The 21,635-nt window shown below is 44.3% G+C and carries 21 protein-coding genes, 1 riboswitch and 1 other annotated feature; of the genes, 6 read left to right on the forward strand and 15 right to left on the reverse strand.

Annotated features, from left to right (window positions below; genetic code table 11):
* Window positions 1-165: 165 nt before the first annotated feature.
* The 5 genes from RA086_RS10900 to RA086_RS10920 form a co-directional block, all read right to left on the reverse strand.
* Complete coding sequence (locus RA086_RS10900) at window positions 166-987, reverse strand: IS3 family transposase (protein ID WP_308702431.1); 822 nt, start codon at window positions 985-987, stop codon at window positions 166-168.
* Window positions 988-1,025: 38 nt separating this feature from the next.
* Window positions 1,026-1,553, reverse strand: a complete 528-nt coding sequence (locus RA086_RS10905; protein WP_308702430.1) for a helix-turn-helix domain-containing protein — start codon at window positions 1,551-1,553, stop codon at window positions 1,026-1,028.
* Between the two features lie 240 nt (window positions 1,554-1,793).
* Entirely contained in the window at window positions 1,794-2,306 is a 513-nt protein-coding gene (locus RA086_RS10910) for an ECF transporter S component (protein ID WP_308703814.1), read from the reverse strand.
* A 155-nt stretch (window positions 2,307-2,461) separates the two neighbouring features.
* Window positions 2,462-3,718, reverse strand: coding sequence for a tyrosine--tRNA ligase (tyrS, locus tag RA086_RS10915; RefSeq protein ID WP_308703815.1), 1,257 nt, complete (start codon window positions 3,716-3,718; stop codon window positions 2,462-2,464).
* A gap of 58 nt (window positions 3,719-3,776) precedes the next feature.
* Window positions 3,777-3,977, reverse strand: a binding site (T-box leader).
* A gap of 43 nt (window positions 3,978-4,020) precedes the next feature.
* On the reverse strand, window positions 4,021-5,403 hold the full coding sequence (locus RA086_RS10920; protein ID WP_308703816.1) for an MFS transporter: 1,383 nt from the start codon (window positions 5,401-5,403) through the stop codon (window positions 4,021-4,023).
* A gap of 154 nt (window positions 5,404-5,557) precedes the next feature.
* Here RA086_RS10920 and RA086_RS10925 point away from each other — a divergent pair, with 154 nt between their 5' ends.
* Window positions 5,558-5,998, forward strand: a complete 441-nt coding sequence (locus tag RA086_RS10925) for a MarR family winged helix-turn-helix transcriptional regulator (protein WP_308703817.1) — start codon at window positions 5,558-5,560, stop codon at window positions 5,996-5,998.
* A 133-nt stretch (window positions 5,999-6,131) separates the two neighbouring features.
* Here RA086_RS10925 and RA086_RS10930 read toward each other — a convergent pair whose 3' ends face one another.
* The 4 genes from RA086_RS10930 to RA086_RS10945 all read right to left on the reverse strand — a co-directional run bounded on the left by RA086_RS10930 (window position 6,132) and on the right by RA086_RS10945 (window position 10,331).
* Complete coding sequence (locus RA086_RS10930) at window positions 6,132-6,566, reverse strand: hypothetical protein (RefSeq protein ID WP_308703818.1); 435 nt, start codon at window positions 6,564-6,566, stop codon at window positions 6,132-6,134.
* A gap of 14 nt (window positions 6,567-6,580) precedes the next feature.
* Window positions 6,581-8,143: a GH25 family lysozyme gene (locus RA086_RS10935; RefSeq protein WP_308703819.1), complete on the reverse strand. Its 1,563-nt coding sequence runs from the start codon at window positions 8,141-8,143 to the stop codon at window positions 6,581-6,583.
* A gap of 626 nt (window positions 8,144-8,769) precedes the next feature.
* Window positions 8,770-9,537 (reverse strand): C39 family peptidase, encoded by a 768-nt coding sequence (locus RA086_RS10940; RefSeq protein ID WP_308703820.1) that lies wholly within the window; start codon window positions 9,535-9,537, stop codon window positions 8,770-8,772.
* Window positions 9,538-9,764: 227 nt separating this feature from the next.
* Window positions 9,765-10,331, reverse strand: coding sequence for an NAD(P)H-binding protein (locus RA086_RS10945; RefSeq protein WP_308703821.1), 567 nt, complete (start codon window positions 10,329-10,331; stop codon window positions 9,765-9,767).
* Between the two features lie 201 nt (window positions 10,332-10,532).
* Here RA086_RS10945 and RA086_RS10950 point away from each other — a divergent pair, with 201 nt between their 5' ends.
* Window positions 10,533-11,870 (forward strand): sensor histidine kinase, encoded by a 1,338-nt coding sequence (locus tag RA086_RS10950; RefSeq protein WP_308703822.1) that lies wholly within the window; start codon window positions 10,533-10,535, stop codon window positions 11,868-11,870.
* A 103-nt stretch (window positions 11,871-11,973) separates the two neighbouring features.
* Window positions 11,974-12,477 carry a YueI family protein gene (locus tag RA086_RS10955; protein ID WP_308703823.1) on the forward strand — a complete coding sequence of 168 codons (504 nt, stop codon included), beginning with the start codon at window positions 11,974-11,976 and terminating at the stop codon, window positions 12,475-12,477.
* A 636-nt stretch (window positions 12,478-13,113) separates the two neighbouring features.
* On the opposite strand, the gene RA086_RS10960 is transcribed toward RA086_RS10955, so the two are convergent.
* From RA086_RS10960 to RA086_RS10970, 3 genes are all read right to left on the reverse strand, one after another.
* Window positions 13,114-13,794: a DUF554 domain-containing protein gene (locus RA086_RS10960; protein ID WP_308703824.1), complete on the reverse strand. Its 681-nt coding sequence runs from the start codon at window positions 13,792-13,794 to the stop codon at window positions 13,114-13,116.
* Window positions 13,795-13,970: 176 nt separating this feature from the next.
* A complete protein-coding gene (locus tag RA086_RS10965) occupies window positions 13,971-15,272 on the reverse strand; it encodes a cation:dicarboxylate symporter family transporter (RefSeq protein ID WP_308704466.1) in 1,302 nt (433 codons plus the stop codon).
* 157 nt (window positions 15,273-15,429) lie between these two features.
* On the reverse strand, window positions 15,430-15,945 hold the full coding sequence (locus tag RA086_RS10970; protein WP_308703825.1) for a YagU family protein: 516 nt from the start codon (window positions 15,943-15,945) through the stop codon (window positions 15,430-15,432).
* A 185-nt stretch (window positions 15,946-16,130) separates the two neighbouring features.
* Here RA086_RS10970 and RA086_RS10975 point away from each other — a divergent pair, with 185 nt between their 5' ends.
* Entirely contained in the window at window positions 16,131-17,198 is a 1,068-nt protein-coding gene (locus tag RA086_RS10975; protein WP_308703826.1) for an ABC transporter permease, read from the forward strand.
* Window positions 17,199-17,213: 15 nt separating this feature from the next.
* On the forward strand, window positions 17,214-17,885 hold the full coding sequence (locus RA086_RS10980; RefSeq protein WP_308703827.1) for an ABC transporter ATP-binding protein: 672 nt from the start codon (window positions 17,214-17,216) through the stop codon (window positions 17,883-17,885).
* Window positions 17,886-17,982: 97 nt separating this feature from the next.
* Here RA086_RS10980 and RA086_RS10985 read toward each other — a convergent pair whose 3' ends face one another.
* The 3 genes from RA086_RS10985 to RA086_RS10995 all read right to left on the reverse strand — a co-directional run bounded on the left by RA086_RS10985 (window position 17,983) and on the right by RA086_RS10995 (window position 20,802).
* Window positions 17,983-18,735, reverse strand: a complete 753-nt coding sequence (locus tag RA086_RS10985; RefSeq protein WP_308703828.1) for a MerR family transcriptional regulator — start codon at window positions 18,733-18,735, stop codon at window positions 17,983-17,985.
* Window positions 18,736-19,267: 532 nt separating this feature from the next.
* On the reverse strand, window positions 19,268-19,816 hold the full coding sequence (locus RA086_RS10990; RefSeq protein WP_308703829.1) for an ECF transporter S component: 549 nt from the start codon (window positions 19,814-19,816) through the stop codon (window positions 19,268-19,270).
* Window positions 19,813-20,802, reverse strand: coding sequence for a nucleoside hydrolase (locus tag RA086_RS10995; RefSeq protein ID WP_308703830.1), 990 nt, complete (start codon window positions 20,800-20,802; stop codon window positions 19,813-19,815). The genes RA086_RS10990 and RA086_RS10995 overlap by 4 nt, the downstream gene beginning before the upstream one ends.
* A gap of 23 nt (window positions 20,803-20,825) precedes the next feature.
* A riboswitch (PreQ1 riboswitch) is annotated at window positions 20,826-20,870 on the reverse strand.
* 140 nt (window positions 20,871-21,010) lie between these two features.
* Here RA086_RS10995 and RA086_RS11000 point away from each other — a divergent pair.
* Complete coding sequence (locus RA086_RS11000) at window positions 21,011-21,565, forward strand: TetR/AcrR family transcriptional regulator (RefSeq protein WP_308703831.1); 555 nt, start codon at window positions 21,011-21,013, stop codon at window positions 21,563-21,565.
* Window positions 21,566-21,635: the final 70 nt, after the last annotated feature.

Here is a 21,635-nt window from a genome sequence, read left to right on the forward strand (position 1 = left end):
TTTTTGCACGGTTTTGACAAGCTAGAAAACGCCCCATTTCAACGTTCAAGGACTATTTTTACGGTAATAATCGACAAGTTGTTTCTATTATATTGAATTTAACTAAAAACGAGTCTGGGACAAAAATGAAGTGCAATAGAAAAGTTAGACAAATGGTAATTTAATTTATGCTGCTAAGGCTTGAGTCCTGTAACTTATAGGGCTTAAGCCTTTTGTCTTCATTGAAATTCGATCATGATTAAACCATTCAATATAAGCGTTTAGGATACCGCGTAATTCGGTAATATTCTTGATCTTGTATTGGTTCAAACACTCCCGCTTAAGTAGACTAAAGAAACTCTCTACGGGTGCGTTATCATGACAATTCCCTTTTCGGGACATGCTTTGAATAATGCCCATTTCTTTGAGCTTTGATTGATAACCAGGAATTTGATATTGCCATCCTTGGTCGGAATGGAGGATTGGGTGAAGATCATTTGGAATATGCTTTTGGGCTGTCCTTAAGGTCGCTTTGATTAGCTTCTTATTAGGTGAATAACTTGTCACTGCTGAGAGCACTTCCTTACTGGCTTCGTCAATAATGACTGAGATATAGCTCCATTTACCATTATATAGTGCCACTTGGGTTACATCAGTGTGCAAGACAGTTAAAGGCTTGGTGGCGTTGAACTTTTGTTTGAGCAAGTTCGGCGCAATCTTACCAACGGTCCCCTTATAGGAGCTATATTTGCCAGTATGTTTGGAGAATAAGGTCACTTTAAGATCCATATCGGTCATGATTTTTCGAATTGTTTCTTCGGAATACGTGAATCCAGCATCGATGGCCTCTTTATGCATACGTCGATAACCATAGCTGGCTCCAGAATTAACATATTCCTGTCGAATAAAATGTTTGACCTTAGCGTATTTATCAGGTTTGTGGTTACGCTTTAAACGGTCATAATAAGTCGCTCTAGGCAATTTAAGCTTGCGTAGTAGTTCCTTCAACGGATATCGCGACCGTAACTTAGAGACAATATTAGCTTTTACTTTGGTTGTTTCCTGGTTATGGTCGCTAGTGTTTTTAAAATGTCACGATCCAATTCAGCGTTGTGCAGTTGCCGCTTTAATTCAGTGATTTGTTGTTTGTATTTTTCCTCTTTAGTTGCGGTTAATCGTTTTGGGGAGCGGTTTTGATTCTTATGTTTACTCATGGTTGACCTTCTTCCACGAGGTTTAGGACGCAATCCAGCCACACCTTGTTCCTGGTAAATTTTCATCCAACTATTAGCCTGGCTACTGGAAATTCCAAAGTGAATTGCGGCTTGGTTACGACTGATCTCGTGAGTTTGAATATAGTCTACCACGCTTATCTTATAATCCTGTGAATACTTGTTACGATGATGACTTACTTTTAGTGAACTCATACCATGAACTTGAGCACGTTTTACCCATGAAGAAACAGTACTATGCCGGGCAATCTGATACTTTTGTTGTAATTCATTTAATCCAATCCCCCCATCCAAATATTCATGAACCACCTTAGCTTTAAATTTACTGCTATATTTAGTCATAATAAAAACCCCACAATCGTTAGACTCATCTGTCTAACAATTGTAGGGCACTTCAAAAACCCCAGACTCTTGTTGGTATTCCTAATATTTATAGCCGAAACGTGGGACAAAAGGCTTTGATGCAACCGAGCTACGAAAGTCGAACGATTGAAAATGCCAATCATTCGACTTTCTAGGCTATGCTCGGTAGCAAACCGCCTTTTGTCCCACTCTCGCGATAATCAAAATCGAAATAATTCCTTAACTGAAGCGCGCCTTAACACGATCTTTTAATTGCACAACGATTGGAAAAGCAATTACCGCACCCAGTACAGCTTGAACGGCATTCATCGGCACACCGATTAAGCCAGTCGGAACCGTATATAATATGGAATCAGAGGCAAAATAGCCTGCCACCATCACAAGACTGCCAATTGCTAAGGCAACGAGTTGTTGGCGTTTAGACTTATTGGCCCCAAACTGACCAACCAAAAAGCCTTCCAAACCATGGACAATTAACGAAAAGACCATGTACTGTGAATATCCCAAAATCATGTCCAGCAAAAAGCCACTGGCACCGCCGACGATAGCCCCACCACGTCGGCCAAATAATAAAGCGGCAATAAAAATACCAGCATCACAAAGATTGACGTACCCATGAGTCATTGGTACTGGGATATGTACAAACATTGAAAGTGCCACATCGACCGCAATCAATAGCCCCAAAGCTGCGACCATCCGGGTTGAAAACTGTGTTGATTGTTTACCTGCCATTTGTTGATCACTACTCCCCTATTTTCTGAAGACCTAACAACATCAAACCTGTTGATGTCACTTTAAATTTTACACTATTTTCATGAAAACACCCACTACTTTAATCGCAAAAAAACTGACACACGTCTCCGCATGCCAGTTCATTATTAAGCTAATTAGTTAACGCGTGCTAAGAAGTAACGTTTCTTACCACGACGCACGATGACAAACTTACCATCGAAGGCAGTGCTAGGATCAATCTCAGCATCAACATCCGTAATTTTCTCACCATTGATGCGAATAGCACCATTTTTAATATCTTCACGTGCTTGGCGACGAGAGCTTTCAAACTTAGTCGCGTCTACTAACCAAAGGACGATATTTTGCTTTTCGGCAGTGACATCCGCTGAAGGGACCCCTTTGAAACCTTGTTCAATTTCATCGGCAGATAGCTTTTGCACTTCACCAGTGAACAATGCTTTGGTGATGTTTTCAGCTTCAACGACGGCTGCTTTGCCATGGACAAATTCTGTGACTTCTTCCGCTAATCGACGTTGCGCTTCACGTTTTTCTGGCGCCGTCTTCACGGTCTCCGCCAAAGCATCGATTTCTTCATGACTCAAGAAGGTGAAGTATTTCAAGTATTTGACGACGTCACGATCATCTTGATTAATCCAGAATTGGTAGAATTCGTATGGTGACGTCTTTTCAGGGTTCAACCAAACTGCACCACCCGCCGTCTTACCAAACTTCGTCCCATCAGCTTTCAACAATAATGGAATCGTTAAGCCGTATGCTTTAGCTTCATTGCCTTCCAACCGGTGAATCAAATCAGTCCCGGCCGTAATGTTGCCCCATTGATCGGCGCCACCAATTTGTAATTGGACATGTTCGGCACGGTATAGATGTAAGAAGTCCACAGATTGTAGAATTTGGTAAGTGAATTCCGTGTATGAAATACCGACTTCCAAACGACTTGCCACAACTTCTTTATTTAACATGGTATTCACGCTAAACAACTTACCATAATCACGCAAAAAGTCTAATAGCGAAAGTTTTGACAACCAGTCGTAGTTATTGACGATTGAAAAATTCTCGTCTGAGCCAAACAACTTGTGCATCTGCGCGTTCAGCCCGTCTTCATTGTGTTTAACTTGGTCCATCGTCTGTAAGACCCGTTCTGAATTCTTACCAGAAGGATCACCGATAGCACCAGTCCCACCACCAACTACCACGTATGGATGGTGTCCAGCAAGTTGGAAACGCTTCAAAATCATAAAGGGAATCAAATGGCCGATATGCATACTATCACCGGTTGGATCAATCCCACAGTATAATGACACTGATTGGTTCTCAGTCAATTCCTTTAGACCGGCTTCATCCGTCTGCTGATTGATGGCGCCGCGCCACTTTAAATCATTAATAATGTTCATCTATAATCCTCCTAAGTTAAGGTCCGGAGTAAAATAAAAAAACTCACCCCTGCTATTAAACAGGGACGAGTTTTTCCGCGTTACCACCCAAGTTACCACTCTAAAAAGAATGATCTCTCATTTATTGATAACGAAATAATCCGGCCGAATGGCAGTTCACTTTATGTAATTCATCATTGATCACAGCTCGGTTCGCACCAACCACCGAGTCGCTTAACTGTTGGATCAATCACTACTAATTAAAGATCACCACTTTTAATTGTTATCTCATATCATAAGCACTCAATTGACAAATGTCAATCTTATTTCCGCGTCCGCATCGCTAAAGTTAAGACCAAGAGATTGCTTAAAATCAAGACAAACAACAGGATGAATGCCACGGTTGACCCTAAAGCTGTCCGGTGTGCCAATGAACCGCTGGCCTGAGCTTGTACTAACGTGATCAAGGCTGAAACGACCGCCGTCCCCGTTGCACCAGCAAATTGTTGGAGCGTATTAAAAACCGCATTACCATCCGCTTGTTGGCTTGGCGACAATTGGCTCAACCCACTTGTCATCGTGTTGCCCATCGTTAACCCCATGCCAACCATTAACACAATATAAAGTCCTAAAATCAAGCCCCCTGTTAAGTGCATCCCTAATAGGGTGAAACCGGCAATCGCCACAGCCAAAACAATGGCTCCAGTTAATATTGGTTTGGCCGCACCAAAGTGATCCAAGATACGACCACCCAACGGCGCAAAAGCTGCCCCCACCGCAGCGCCAGGCAAGACAAACAATCCCGCCAGTAAGGCACTCTTCCCAGTGACGATTTGAATATAGTTTGGCAAAATAAACGCTAAGCCTAACGCATTAATTTGGACTAAGAAGAATCCCAACAAATGCCAGTCAAACGATGAGACTTTAAAAACCGCTAGCTTGATCAACGGTTGAGACGATCGCTGCGTCCGGTAAACAAACCCCAACAAGCCAACTAATCCCACCGCCAATAAACTCAACACCTCGCCCGGTCTAGTCGCAATGTTTGGCAAGCGATTGAAGGCAAAGGTAAAACCGACAAAAATCACCATGACCATCAGCCATGCGATCACATCAAAACTGGCCGTAGTGGTGGGTGTCATTTGTCGAATGGCAAACAATCCCAATCCTAGCGATAGCAATAATAGTGGTAGGAGTAAAATGAAAATCCAATGCCAGCCAAGACTACTGACCACAAGTCCCCCAAAGGTGGGGCCTAATGCAGGCGCAATCGCCGTAATTAACGTTCCAATACCCATTAAAGTTCCCTTTTGATTGTCCGGAACGCCCTCTAAGATGATATTAAACATTAATGGCAATGCAATCCCGGTCCCTAGCCCCTGTACAATTCGACCCAGTACTAGCATCGCAAAGCTACCGGCGCACGCATCAATCAATAATCCCGTCATAAATAGCAAATTTGCCGTCACAAATAACGTTTTAGTCCGGAAGCGGCGTTTTAAGAAGGATGAAATGGGCACAATAATCGACACGACTAACAAGTAGGCCGTTGTCAACCATTGAACAGTCGCCGCGTTGAGGTTAAATTGGCGCATTAAGACTGGAAAAGTGATATTCATCGCCGTTTCAACGATAACGCCACAAAACGACAGTAGCCCAGCCGCCACTACCGCCAAGATTAATTTTAAATCGACTTTTTTAGTCACAAAACAGCCTCCTTTATAATTAGTTCGTATTCGAACTAATTAATTAGTTTAACACAATTCATTAGAAATGCTAGTCCTTATTAACACTTGACTTTCACTTGTTATGCCCATACAATGCCAACTAGTAAGATTACGAACTATTTTAGGAGAAGCTATGAAAAATTCACTTGGAATCGCCATTAAAAAAGCCAATAATGCGTTAGCACGAGATTCAGATCACTACGCCAAGCAGCTCGGTTTAACCGGAGTGCAAATCAGCACGATTAATTACATTGCCGATCATGAAGCCACCCAGACCATTTTTCAGCGTGATCTTGAACATGAATTTAATATCCGTAAAGCAACCGCCTCTAGTCTGGTCTCAACCATGGTTCGTAAACAATTACTCGTACGAGTCCCAGCGCCGACCGATGCCCGCTATAAGCAACTATTATTGACGCCCCAAGCACGACAACTCGCTACCCAGATTGAAGCTTTCTTTGAGACCAGTGAGCGCCGCATTCAAACCCTGTTAACGACCAATACGTCATTAACTTACGATAGTTTAACGCAAATTAGCACGGCCTTTACGGCGGAAAACACCCCAGAACCTTAATATACAGCCTATAAAGCTTATAAAAATAGACCAGTAACGGCTCAAATCAGTCCTGAGTCGTCACTGGTCTATTCGCATCATAAGACAGCACTCAATACAATTTTTGCCAGTCTTGATGGTGCTAAATTCAAAATTAATTTTTAGCAATAACGGCAAAATCAGCCGCTGGCCGCGTTGGCTGCGGTACTTTAGGCGCGGGCTGTTGCCACTTCATTGGACTGGTCATCCGAGCACCAACATTTTTTGGCCTTGGCTCGACCTTTTGGGCAGCTGGTTGGACATGATCAGCGAAAGCTAGTGCCTTTTTCTGCCTTGTCTGCTTTGGCAAATTAGTTGCCGTGGTCGACTTGCTAGTCGTCGCTTTGATTCGACGCGTCACAGAACTCGCCAATTTTGCTTTTTGACTGGTGGCGCTAACAGTCAGGGCAGTCTTCGTTGTCTTGACAACACTCACATCCCCCACTGCCATGTGGAAGAGTTGATTAACTGAAGGTGTGATCAATAAGCCTAAAACAATGAGCCCCGTTGTAACGAAAATCCCTAACTTAATCTGCCGTTTAAAATCCATAAAAGTTGTCCTTCCTAAACTGTCACTGATTGTTTATCCGCCGTAATATAGCGCCCATTTGGCGTGACAAAGTACCGCGACCCATCGGCACGTTCACCTAATCTTTTCACCGGAATCCGACTATTTCGACGGATTCGAGTGCGGCTTAAATCATGTCTTGTAAATGTCGAGTAACTATACTGTTGTAGGCCAACTTTAGCCCGAACCCATCGTTGTGCAGGCATCCGTTCATAATAAGCTGGTGTCACCGCAGTCACATTGGCAGTCAAATAACCCGCGCTGGTTTTCAAAACAGTTGTTGCACCCACAGTTATCAGTCTAGCATTAATTTGCTTGCCAGCTACTAAACGCCGACCCGTTGCTCGCCGTAAATGGCTGTCGCGATAAAATTGCAACGATCGAGTTGCCGTATAGGCGCCATGTTGACCAGCCCAGTAGCCAGTCACATCTTGCGATAAAACCCACTGATGTAACGTTGCCAAGTAAATGGCTTGGCGTGAACGGTCAGCTTTTATTGATTTAACCGCCGTCACCCGTAACAAACGGTATTTTGCACTAGGTCGGATTTTAGTTCGGTTACCATAATAGGTCCTAGCCGTCGACGATAGGGCCACAACTTGCCCTACTTGATAATCGCTAGTGACCCATCTGATTGGCTGGCGCTTCACGTTTTGAGTCACAGGTTTAGCCACGACCCGCTTAACTGGCGGAGTCGTTTTTCTGACCACACTAACTTTTTTAGTGACCGGTTTCTTTTTGACCGGCACAGCCTTTTTAGCGACTGGTTTCTTTTTAACGGCTGGTTGGGGCTGCTTAACGACCGCGACTTTTTTCGCTGGTACTGGCTTTTTGACGGCTACCGGCCGTTTCGGCTGACTCACACTTGCAGGTGCGGGTTGACCGGTTGCCAGCCACCAACTGACCGGATGAACCCAAGTGGCGACGCGACTATTATCCACGTACTCATTGAGACCGGCCATATAAAAGTGGTCTGTATATTGCCATAAATCATAAGGTATTCTTGGTGGCGTGGCTGTTGCGTCGGCGATCCACTGCGCATCAAATAAGAACCGTGATGAACTAGCGTAAGTCGTCGCAAACGATTGATACGAGTAGAAAATCAGTTTTTTATGCGTTAAAGCGCGCATCTGTTGCACCCAAGCAGCGACCGCCGCATTGGTCGTGCCGGAAGTCACCGTATCAACTTCAAAGTCCAACACGTAAAACCGGGCCTGCTTATTTGATCGCGCATAAAATAGTCGTGCTTCCTCGCGAGCACTAGCTGCATTTGTAAATAACGAAAAATCATACTCCCCAAATGGAATACCATACTTAACATATAGCGCCGTATTATTTGCGGCATCTTTATCAATATAATTTGATCCATACTGGCGCCGATTGATCACAAATGAAACGCGTGGCTTCATTGCTTCAACCTGTGTGGCGGTTAATCTGCCTTGCCACTCCGAAATATCCGGGATCGCTAATGCTTCCGCTTGCGCGTGCAATGGCACCGCTAAGCAAAGCATTGCGATAAATCCCATCAGCAATTTCAATCCCCATGCTGAATGCTTCATGCAATGGTCCTCTCCTATGTCTGACTTCACCAAACCTGTCTTATCATAATGACTTGGTCAAGCAGATTGCATCAGCTTGTACTGCATCGCAGCTACCTTGTTTAATTAAGTTGCCGCTCCGGTTAGCCTGGAATGATGCTGGAACGTGGTGACCAACGGAGACGAGCAATTAATCAATTATTCGAAACATACGATACCTTCGGATGGCTCAAGTACAATCCTACTCGACCATCACTTTCATCATAAGCCCTTTTTCTTTAGAAAACGCGTCATTCCGATTTCAATTTTGTTACAGATTTTTAACAGTTACCGCTAACCCCGGAGTTACTGGGGTTCTGCCAAATCGTTTGTCGTATGTTTGCACTTGGATCGTTAACTAACCTATTATTTTAGCCCCACAACACCCCTAAAAATCAGGCCCAAAAACGATAGCGTAATGCCCCATAACGCTCATATTTTAAACCATGCTATGGCTTGCCCATCTCCGTGGCTCACCACTTTTAGCATCATGCCAGACCAACTTGACTCACAATAACGATCTGGCACAACAAAAAAAGAGCTTGGAAATAGTCCCAAACTCATCTTGATGTTTTTCATATTTACAACCGAAACGTGGAACAAAACGGCTAATGGTTTAAAGTTAAAACAACCGCTTGTTTACCCATTTGATTGTAGGCCCCTTCAAAATCAGACCAATTAACGGCTTGTTGCTTATAGCCATAAGGATTGTTGATGTAAACGACTTTTTTAGCCCGATCAAACCCAACGATGACCACACTATGCATGTCATAAGTCACCTTGACCGACCCTTGTGGTGTCTGCCAAGTTTTCATCGTGCTAACGGGAGCAAAAGTTCCCGTTGTGATCGTCCACACAGGGCGACCTAATTCCAATTGAGCAATCACTTGGTCAAAACTGGACCCGGTTAAATCTTTAACTTGACTGGTTTGAGTCTTAGCTAATTTCACGATTGGGCCATGATAAACCCCTAAACCGGGATTGGCACCAGTCACATCGCCGACAAAACCCACGTTTGGATTGCCGTGCTCACCGTTATCATAATCCAACGGTACACTAGTTAATTTAGTTGCCAGTTGGTTCTTCGTGACATTGATGTGATAATAATTTAACATCATCGTTAACGACGTCACTTCGCAACCGTTATATAATTTTGGTTCCGTCATTTGCTCGACTAATGGCACTGACAACTTGACCTGATTCACAACTTTGGGCTGTGGTTTAGTTGCGGTTTGACTCGTCTTTGGTTGCTTGGTTTTGAACGATGCTTCGCTCCAATCCGAAACCTGTACCGCCGAAAAGCCACCAATTCCTAGAACTAATAGTGTCACGATAACAGTCGGCCATATGCGCCGTCGCTGAATGTGTTTTGGCATGGTGCTAACCCCTATCTCCTAATTAACTGATTGATTACCATATAAACTGTTCTAATTCATTACCAGTAATAATAACATCAAACAATTAATAATAACAGCGAAAAAATTAACCGCGATCTAATCGTTAAACTGGGCTAAATTAGTAATCCTGCCGAACTTAAACTATAATTACTTTTATGAAGATTAACACCATCAACTAATAACGTGCATTAGTTATTTATATTATACTAAGCTGAAAACGGGAGGGCTAAATCAGCAGTCAAATAATCAGTTACCGCCAAAGACCGTCGAGCTGGTACTGCCGTGGTCCAGGTTTGGCTTAGCATTTGATTATAGAGCGTCGTGTCAGCCGCAGTCGTTCCTTGAATCAAGGTAAAGTTTAGCTGACTACGACGTAACAAGTGTTCCACTGTTCGAATGGCCGCTAATTGTTGGCGTTGACGACGTTGCTGATACCATTTAACCGTAGTTTGTGCGAGTGATAGGACGCTGTCAGTCATGCTGACAACAAGTTGCATCGTTTGGGTCGTTGCCATGGCTGCGGTAATGGATTGTGTTTGCGCGACCAAGGCACTAGAATCGAGTTGAACCAAGACCAGGTCTTGCGCTAACATCGCTGCGGTTAACCCCGCTGTGTCTGTCAATTCGCCAGCAATCACATTGCCGGCTACGGGCCAAACACTGACGTCGGTCGTATAGACGGTCAAACGCACTGCGGGTAATTGTTGAACTGCTTTTAAGATGGCCTGACTCTGATCTAAGGTTAATCGGCCAGCAACTAAGATATTTTGCATTATTTCGATGCCTACTTTCTCGACTTAATTTTGAATAGATTGAGTTTACTAGCTTCGTGTTACTCGAACGCAAGCAAAATTTACATTTTTTCAACAAATTTTCTCATTTTTTTGTGGCATCGGTTTCATTTTGATTTATGATTATAAGGTCAACTAACTAACTGTTTTATGAACAAAATTTCAATATAATGAGGTGTTCAAATGGAAGCTGTATTATATGCACTTTCCTTACTTTCAGGAGCTTATGAAATGTTAGTCATGATGATTGCCTTCCACGAGCTTCTGACCTGGCGGCTGGCAACCGTGTGGGTCACACTAATTATCGCGAATTGTGAATTTGCGCAACTTGCAACGGCATTTTGGCCTCAAGTTCCACTAGTCTTCTTTTGGGTCGTACCACTCACCATTATCACGACCGTCATGAGTGCGCGCTTACTCTACACAAAATGGATCTTAACCTTGCCAATTGCGATTTTTTTAAATGCCGTCAAACGCCTGATTGGTGGGATGGCAGGCAGTTTTCTCAAATGGATCATGTCTTCTGATGCGCCCATGCGATTACGCCAGTCCATCGATATGCATAATTTAGCCGCTAATATCAACTTGTTTGGTGCGGCAATGCTTTGTCTCCCAGCCATGATCATTATTGGCTTAATCGCGCACCATTTTGTGATCAAATCAGCCGCCGCTGACTTTTTCCAACATGCCAAAATTGATCATAGCGACTATTTACTAGTCCTACTCTGCTATGGCCTATACATAGGGGCTTATGCTTATGTCATGCAATTATCGGTTACCTCACAAACCTTTGTAGCCAGTGCTTCAAGCTTAATTTTTGGGATTATCGTTTTCTACGTCGTTAGCAATAAAAATAGTCGCTTGACCGATGCCCAGCTCCTTAGCGAAGTTTCTGACTATAATGAACTCTTAGGCCATCGCAACCAACAGTTGCATCTCTTCAAGCACGACTATCAAAATATCTTACTCAGTCTTTCGCAATACATTCAAAATGAGGATATGCCTGGTCTGAAAACATATTTTGAAAATGAAGTCATGACCAGTGGGCAAAGTTTAAATGTGGACGTTGGCCCTGAACAACTGCGCAATCTACAGGTTCCCGCACTAAGTGGCCTAATCTATTCTAAATACGAGGCCGCAGCAAGTCGTGGCGTGGAGTTACAGCTCAACGTCTTACAAGCCATCGAATTACCAGAAGCCGCCCATGTCAACATTGTGCGCATCTTGGGAAACCTGATTGATAATGCGATTGACGCTGCCAGTCAAGTGGACCACCGGGTTCAACTTAGCATTCGACAAACGACCGCTGGTACCGTTGATTTCACCGTTGAAAACAAAGTTCCCGCTGGTGAGACGATTGATCTCGCACGCATTAAGAAAAGTCGCTTTACAACCAAACCGGGTCATCTCGGCTATGGATTGTCAAGCATCTCACAATTAGCCAGTAAAAACGTCGCAGTCCGCTACCAGATTCAAGAAGGGACATTCTCAGCGACCTTAACCATTCATAAGGCACACTAGCCTTTAGAAAATCTTAATTTGATAAAATTATTTTCTCCATTACAATTGAAGGTATACTTTGAGTGGTAACGGTTACCCACTCTTTGGAAAGGACTTGAAATTCATGTCACAATCCGAAGATGAAATGTCTAAACATCTACAATCGGCAATATTTGGTACCCCAGTCTTACATCCAGACGAACAACACCGAAATCTAGGCACTTTTCATGAGCGCATTGATTTAGGAATTACTTTTACCCAGGCACTTTTGCGGGATTACTCTGCAGAATTAGAGACCGAAATTTCTGCTCATCCTAATTACCAACTTTTGTTGCATGGGCTACTGGACCAAGATATTTTAGATCGGTATATCAAACTTGCTAATCAGGCTAACTTAAAGTTTGCCATCCGTAATGATCTGCTGTACCTGCACGAACCGGACAGTTTAGCCATTGCGTTGGCAGCGCCTTGCGCCATTCAACCAGCCACCATCAATATTGATGACCGGTTCCCGCAACCAGCATCAGCAACAACTTCAACGATTCCTAAACAATTATTATTGGAACGAATCTATCAGCATCTTGAACGTAATCGGCGCAACTATCATCAGCGCCATCAAACTAAATAGGCTTAACATTTACTGAACTAATCTAAAACAGTAGCAGCGTCAAAATTATTTGGGAGTCCAAATAATTTTGACGCTGCTACTGTTTTAATGAAATAATTAAAGGTTGAAAGTTAAAAATTGCCGGTCTGCACCACTACGTCAACAATCCGGTAATGAAAACTAGTCGACTACTGCCGTTTCCGGTTGTTGCCGATAACATGCGGACGAGGGACCGGTTCAAGCCATAGAAACGTCTTGAATCTCGCCCGGAAACTTTGCCAAAGCCGCAAATTTCCCGGACCGTCCGTGGTGTAAGGCCGGCAAAAGAACGCCGGTCAAACACTACCTGCACGTCTGATGCTATCAGCAACAACCTCCAGCTAAGTCAGTAGCTATTTATGCTTAGCGGAATCAGTCAAGATCGTTGTGCAGTGTCGGCGAGATTAATCGGCGTTCTTGGCTGACTAATCTCGCGGGGCAATTCAAAGACGTGTTTTGTCGGCTTGGAATTGAGGCGTCAGACCGTACCTTGGCTGGCGCAGTCCCCCCACAGCACACCGATTTTGACTGACGGAGCGCTAAATTTAGGTGAGTCTACTTTAGGCTTATGGGTTACCGGTACTACAACATTTGTGATGCTTTTGAGTCTTTCAACCTTTAATGAAATAATTGCAAAATTCCGATGACGATTGGTGGTACAAGGAGTGAGGGTAATAAATTTAAAGTATTGATTTTTTTGATATTTAATAAACCTAAGCCAGAACCGAGGATCAAGATACCCCCGACAATTGTGATCTCATTTAAAATAGCCGTATTTAAGGCTCCTTGCAGGATCAATGCCAAGACATAAAGCGACCCTTGCCACGCAAACAACACACCCGCCGCAATCGCGATGCCAAAACCAAAAGTTGACGCTAACACGATCGACGTAATCCCATCTAACATCCCGTTCGTGAACAAAAAGGTATAGTCATGTTTTAAGGCAGCCTCAATTGGCCCCAAAATAGATAACGAGCCAATACAATAGAGCAAAATGGCGGTAGCCAGTCCTTCCGCGAGATTGCCACCGGAGAAACGACCCACAAGTTTGTCAAAACGGCCTTGCAGATCCAACGCTTGGCCAATGAGGCCCCCCAGCGCTAAACTGACAATAAATAAAACCGGATATTTACTTTGGGGCATCCGCTGAACCACGGCATTGATCCCAATCACGGTCGCCGCTAATCCCAATGCCTGCATCAAAATCTCATGATAGGCTGGCTTGATGCCTTTTTTAAATAGACTACCAAGCGTACAACCCACTAAAATCATTCCAACATTAAAAAATGTCCCAATCATTGCTAAATCCTCCACTGCCGAAAAAAACGCGGTCCAAAAGGCATCTGCTTGCCCCGTGTCAGCCTGAAAGCTCACTAATGGTTACTTTCATCGCTAACACCGGCGACTGCCCTTTGTTCCACGTTTCAGCTCGTAATAGTTCGTCCAAATAAGTTAGATCACTTGTCGCTTAATGCTTACTTTGAAATTGGCGCTGAATGATGACCTGCCTTAATTTCGGCCAGATAACGCTCACTCATGTCGCCATCAAATTCATGTTCTGATTTACCAATAATGACCGCCGCAAGCGAGTTCCCAACCACGTTGACCACGGTTCGACCCATGTCGACTAGCCGATCAATACCAGCAATAAAGGCTAAGCCTTGTACCGGGACGCCGATTGATGAAATCGTGGCTAGTAAAACCACGAAGGAGGCACCAGGAACCCCCGCAATCCCCTTTGAGGTGATCATCAAGACGATTAACAAGGTAATCTGCTGGCTGAGCGACAAATGAATGCCATACGCTTGCGCTAAAAACAACGCCGCTAAAGACTGATAGATCGCCGAACCATCGAGATTGAACGTGTAACCGGTCGGAATCACAAAGGAAACGATTCCTTGGCTAACACCATATTTCCCCATTTTATCAATGATTTTTGGTAGAGCCGCTTCGGAACTTGCCGTTGAAAAGCCAAGGATCATTTCATCGCGAATAACGCGTAACAAATGCCAGATGTTCAGACCAAATAAACGCGCTACTAACCCCATCACGACGACGATAAAAATAGCCATCGTGGCGTACGCCAACACGATAAAATAGCCCAGCGGTGCTAAAGCTTTGAGTCCCATTTCCGCCACGGTCACGCCGATCAGTGCACAGACCCCAATCGGTGCCGTGTGCATGACCCAATTGGTGACCTTAAACATCGCTTCCGCCACGGCATTCATGAAGTCCAAAATAATCTTACCTTGATCGCCGATGGCCGCCGTGCCTAAACCAAAGAACACTGCGAAGAAAATGACTGGGATCATGTCACCCGCAGCTAATGATTTGAAAACGTTGGTCGGAATGATCCCCATGACCGTCGACCAAATGCCACTGTGCGACACCGTTTTCGCGGTCGCAACATACTGACTGATACTAGTCGAATGAAGCTGATGAATATTAATATAATCACCAGGATGAAAAACATTCCCTACCAGCAGCCCTAAAGCAATCGCAATCGTGGTCATCACTTCAAAGTAAATAATCGTTTTGCCACCAATGCGACCAAGCTTTTTCAAATCACCCATATTGGCAATCCCAGTAATCAAACAGGCCACCACAATTGGTAACACGATCATCTGAATCAAACTAATGAACATGGTCCCGATATTTTGCATTGCGGTGATCGCAGTCTGATTCCCATAAAAAATGACGCCTAAGATAATTCCCAAACCCAAACCAATCAAAATTTGCCAGCCTAAACTCAGGCGAAAACGGTGATAGGTCTTCATTTTTGTTTCTTGCTTCAAAATCAATCGCTCCGTTCACATTTATGGATAGTTTCACTAAAATTGCCACACAATATTAACATTTTAGCACAAATTATTCGTAAATGAGAAAATAGTTAGAAATTAACCAGAAAGCGACAGATTTTTTTGTCAATGACTGCTATTTGGTCCCTTTTTTACCCGCAGTTAAGCGCTGATAAACGGTCGCACTGACCCAGTCAGCCGTCCACATCCATAGCACATGACCAATGGCTTCTGAAAGATGTTCTTCAGCGGGTTGATCCTTAGCGCGAGGAATCGTTCCTAAAGCTGGTAAGATGCCATGATGGAAGACGCCAAAAATCGTTAGCCCGAATAACGCACTGCTACCGGCCTTCGCACGCGGATGCTTGCGAGCCCATAAACTGTAGGCCACCGCAAAAGTCGTCGAAAATCCGAAGTGCATCATGTAACTCACAACGGGTAATTGATGACCTGAATACGTATAAGTCGCATGAGTCACACGAGCTGGAATCCCAATTTGTTGTAGTAATTGCTGAGGTGGATTAGTTTGATCACGTGCGGCGGTCCGCGGTGGTAGGATATTTTCCCAACCTAACTTAACTAACCCTGAGATTACCCCGCCAGTGACACCGGCGATCATTGCTGCTTGATGATTAAAACTTTTCTTTGCCATTAAAAAAACCTGCCTCTCTTCAATAAGTTAATCATACCAGCCTTTCAAGCGGAACCGTAACGATTCCACCCCAATCTCAGTTATAAATATAATAATATTAAAACTTGCCAGTTCGTTGATTTGATGCTATGCTTTGATTATTCGTTTATCACTTGATAAGTGAAACTTAAAGGGAGGAAAATCATATGTACTTAGGTCTCAAAGAAATGCGTCATGAAAAGCTACGCTATAGCTTATTAAGTGGCGTCCTACTATTAATTGCCTTGGTCGTTTTCATGTTGGCCGGACTAGCCAACGGCCTTTCCAACGGCAATCGACAAGCCATTGACAACTGGCAGGCCACGGATGTCTATTTAAACCAAAATGCGAATGAAACCCTCTCCACTTCTCAGCTTAAATTAGCCGACCAGAAAACCATCAAGGGGGATAAAGTCGCCCCATTAGCGACTTTGTCCGGCACTTTACGGACTGCTAAGAATAGTCACAAAACGACTATCAGTGCTTTAGCTACAAGTCGTCAGGCGTTTATTATGCCCAAAGTCACCAGTGGTCACCGAATCAACGGTCAAAATCAATTACTGATCTCAAACAGTTTAAAAGCTGATGGCTATCATATTGGTCAAAAGGTTCGTTTAGGAACCACTAAGAAAACGGTCAAAATCGTTGGTACATACGCCAGCAGCACGTACATGATCTCACCAACGGTCTACACCGACGTTGCCACCCTGAATCGATTGAAAGACATGCCCGTAACCAGTGGCAATCAGCAAACAATCAATGGTTTCGTTACAAAAAACGGCGCCTTCAAACGTGCTGATCATGACAGCCTCCAGCATTTAACGATGGCCACCTTCATCAATAAGTTACCTGGTTACAGCGCCGAACAATTGACGTTAAACACCATGATCTATTTCTTGTTTGCGATTGCCTTAGCCATCATCGGCATTTTCATGTTCGTCTTGACCTTACAGAAACAAGCGCTGTTTGGGGTTTTAAAAGTTCAAGGAATCGGCACCAAGCATATTCTCGCCGCTTTACTCACACAGAGTGTTGCCATGGCAGTCATCGGCATCGTCATTGGCCTAGGCATAACTGTCGGCTTGGCCCAAATCATGCCCGCCGGCCTACCTTTTGCCATCAACTGGCTGCAATTTGGTGGGTATAGTCTCGCATTGCTTGCCGCCGCCGTTATCGGTGCCTTACTTTCTTGGCGAACCGTCGCTAACATTGATCCCGCCGTTGCTATCGGCTAAAAAGGAGTGCAAAATATGACAGCAGTTTTAGCTTTAAAACAAATCAATAAACAATTCGGCCAAGGTCATACCGCCGTTACCGCCTTAAAAGATGCCAATTTTGAAGTCGCCGCCGGCCAATTTGTCGCGATCATTGGCCCATCCGGTTCCGGTAAAAGCACCTTTTTAACGATTGCCGCCGGGCTACAAACTCCGACCAGTGGTCAAGTCTTGCTGAATGGTACCGAATTGGCCGCTCAATCTGAAAAGGCACGCCTAGCCTATCGTTTTAATGAAATTGGTTTCATTTTACAGAGCTCCAATTTGATTCCGTTTCTCAATGTCACGGAACAATTAAAACTCGTGGACAAAATGGCTAAACGTCCCTTTCAAAAAGCCCGCGCCCAAAAATTACTCGCTGAGTTAGCTTTAAGCGACGTAGTGACCGCCTACCCGAACGAACTCTCTGGTGGTGAACGTCAGCGAGTGGCAATCGTGCGCGCACTCTATAATGATCCCAGCGTTATTCTTGCCGATGAACCCACAGCCAGTTTAGATACACCACGCTCAATCGACGTGGTCGCACGACTCGCCAAAGAAGCTCATCAACATCATAAAGCTATCGTCATGGTCACCCATGATCAACGTTTGATCAGCCATTGTGACGTCGTTTATCGAATTGAAGATGGCATCATGACTCGCCAATAACACCCAAAACTGGACATAATCTAAAAAGATGTTAACTTCACAACTGATGTAGAGTTGTGAAGCCAGCATCTTTTTTTGTAGTTCTTATGGTCAGACCTTAAGCTTGCGCATAATACGCGATAATCTGGCAGAGCAAGGCACTCGCACCTTTCCCAGCTCGCCCATCATAGTAAGCTTGGAATCGGTCATCTGCTTGATACATCAACGCTAAATTCCGATGCATGGCGGCAGAATAAGTGACCCAACTATAGCTTAACCACTTTTTGTGTGCGGTATAAATCCGTGCTGCAACCGCACTTGGTACAGCAGGTCGCGTCTTCAAATCTGCCAGCAGTTGGGCTTCAGTTGCTCGCATTGCCGCATAATCGTCAGCGGACAAGTTGGCAAATTTTTGATTGGCCTGTTGAATCGTCTTGGCATCATACTTATCAGCCAATTCTTCCCCGTATTCAGCGGTATTAGCCGCCACTTGTTGCCGCTTAAAGGCTGCAAATTTTTCACTATCCGTCATAGTTGATCCTCCTTGATGACTCTTAATCGTTGCTTGGACCAGTCCTAAAAGCCGATCTAACTGTTGACGTTCCGCCAATAACTGCTGATATTGCTGCGACAACGTTGCGACAATTTCAGTAGTCGATTGTGCTAAGAGTGGCTTAATTTCAGCTAACGGTACCTGCATCGCCCGATAGAGACGAATTTGTTGGAGTTGATCTACCTGGGCCGTTTCATAATAACGGTAGCCATTCGTCCCGATATAGGCTGGCGGTAACAAGCCAATTTCATCATAATACCGCAGTGTCCGGACGCTGACGCCGGCCAGTTTAGCCAACTGTTTAATTTGATAAGCCATCGGACTGCCCCCTTTCAACAAATTCAAGTCTAAAGGATAACGTGACGTGAGGGTCAAGTGAAAAGATTAATCTTTTTATCGTCGAGCATAAGATTGTGACCTGTGCTTAACTATCATATCAATTTAACTTGCCGCTCCGGTTGGTCTGGATTGATGCTGGAACGTGGTGGCCACGTTTGTGAGCCCAAAGGCGGTCTCACAAGCCGGGCTTTCTCTAAGCTGGAAAGGTCCGCCAGCAAAGAGAAATTTCACCACTGAGCATCATCCAGCCCGTCCTGCGCTAATCAACAGCCTGATTATCAATCTATTTTCATCGAAATTAGGTTTATCACTATTCTTTTGATCAAAACCACTATTTAACAACGGAGTGAACCAATATCTTCACCATGTCGAAAATCTCTGCTGAGTGACATTTGTTACTCAGCTTAGTCTCTGGGCCAAATCTTAAGACGTGTCCGCGGCGATCGTACTGGTCAACGGAGACAGTCAACAACTAGCCAAAGCCTGCGACAAACCAACTATCCCCACAAACTCAATTTGCTTGTGGCAATTTATACCGAATCGCTCGATAAACTAGCGCCACCACGTAAACAGTCAAAAAACGATCTAAATAATCGGTTCCGATTTGAATAAGAAAAACTGCTAAAGCCTTACTCATCCCCGTGCCTAGCAATACTTGCACTAACATGCTGGAGCCCGACGAAGTAATACCATGGAACAATATTACTGTGATCAGCGTACTAACGAGCGTTCCTGGTAGCGAAATTGCTAACGCTAGCCACCAATTATTTTTAAAACTGCTTGGTTTGAGGCGCCGATAAATCAACCCAGCAACTAGCCCGGTTAACAACTGGACAGGCATGAAAAATAGTGAATATAAGTCAGTCGTCGCCATGAACAGCCCGGTCGCACCCCCAGCTAGCATCCCACCAAGTGGGCCAAAAACTGCCGCAGCTAGCACAGTTCCAATTGAATCTAAATAGACCGGTAACTTCAGCATCAAGGCAAGATTGCCACCAACCACGTTGAGCGCAATGCACAACGCCAACAAGGTAACGGTACGTGTTTTGATTTTTTTCATGCGCCCACCGTTAATAATTGATGCAAGGTTGTCGTCAAGTCTGGTTCGGTTGCTCCTAAAACACGCGTCAAAAATTGACGCCAGAATGCTGGAACATCCACCTGCGTGCTGACAAAACTATTTGGTGAACGATGCCAGAAATGATGATCATCCACCATCGACTCGCCGCGAGCGAGATCATCCGTCGCCACGATGGTCGTATAAGCCTCAAAGCCAGCCAAAATTCTTGGATCAATGAGATAGGCAACCGCCAAAGGATCATTGATCACACAACCGATGACCCGTTCGTATTGCCAGTGAAAATCAAAATAAAAACGCGTAATTTTTTCAATAAAGGTGCCCATTTCAGGGTTAATAACTTTCATATATTCCAGTAGACTTGGCGTTAACACAATTTTTCGTGTGACATCCAAACCGACCATGTGAATTGGGACTGGCATCAGATCAAAAACAATTTTTGCCGCATCCGGATCACACCAAAAATTATATTCAGCGACCGGCGAGCAATTCCCATGGCTTTTGTAGTTACCACCCATTAAAACGAACTGATCAACCGCTGCAAAAGCGGCCGTATCACGTTCTAAAGCCTCAGCAAGATTAGTCAGTGGTCCCAGCGCCAAGATAGACGTCGTGGGATCTTCCGCCAAAGTATCCAAAATAAAGCCAACGGCATTTTGAGCCGCATGGACCGTAGTCACTGCGGGAATGTGACTATTGCCCAAGCCATCATCGCCATGCGTGTCTTGAGCACTGACATAATCAACTTTCAGTGGCCGGTTGGCGCCAAGGTAAACTGGCACATCCAACCGATCCGCTAAAGCTAACACTTTCAAGACATTTTCAGCCCCAATATGCGTGGGCACATTGCCACAAACGGTCGTAATACCAACCACATTTAGTTCCGGTGAATTCAACGCTAATAACAGCGCTAAACTGTCATCGATGCCCGGATCACAATCGATGATGACGTTTCTTGTTGCATCCATTTTCCTACCTCCGATTAATCGTGAAGTTCTTGGTTTTTTATCCTGGGAAGTTTACGAACCAGGCCAGCGGTAACCCGCTGATTGCATAAATGCAAGTTTAATTATAACGAACCTAGGATCGAATTAACATCACTCAAAAAAACTTCTCGTCGAATGTTTGAAAAAAAGCTATAATAAGACGCATCGCATCACTTAGGGGGTCCAGAATATGGCATCAAAAACGAAAGAAAAATTAGCGGCGGCGTTAGTCACAGAGTTACAACAAACACCGGTGGACAAAATCACGATCCAAGCGATTGTTGATGACTGTGAACTCACCCGCCAGACATTCTATAATCATTTTGCTGATATTTATGAACTCGTCGAATGGACTGCTAAAGAAGCCACGAACCGAGCACTCGCAAACGTGGCCGACTACGATAATTGGCAACAAGGTTTCTTAAACATCATGGCGGATATTCAAGCGAATCAGTACCTAGTCATGAATACTTATCAATCCGCTTATCGTGACCTATTAGAAAAGTATATTTATACCGTGCTCTACCAATACATCATCAAAGTGGTAGATCGCCAAGCAGTCGGTATGCGTGTGGCCGCCAAACACAAACATTTCATCGCCCATTTCTACAGTCTCGCGTTCATTGCGTTGATTTTTGAGTGGGTCAAAGATGGCTTCCATGACGATCCTCAAGAAATCGTGGAACAAACGGGAGTCCTTGTTCAAGGGGATTTTCAGAAAGCACTCAACAACTATGCTGAATAATTTACAATGTTTGCGAACTGTCAAAATTTTGACAGTCCGCTTTTTTTGTCAATTGTTTCCATCCTGGTAC

The sequence above is a fragment of the Lactiplantibacillus brownii genome (genome assembly GCF_031085375.1).
GTDB lineage: Bacteria > Bacillota > Bacilli > Lactobacillales > Lactobacillaceae > Lactiplantibacillus > Lactiplantibacillus brownii.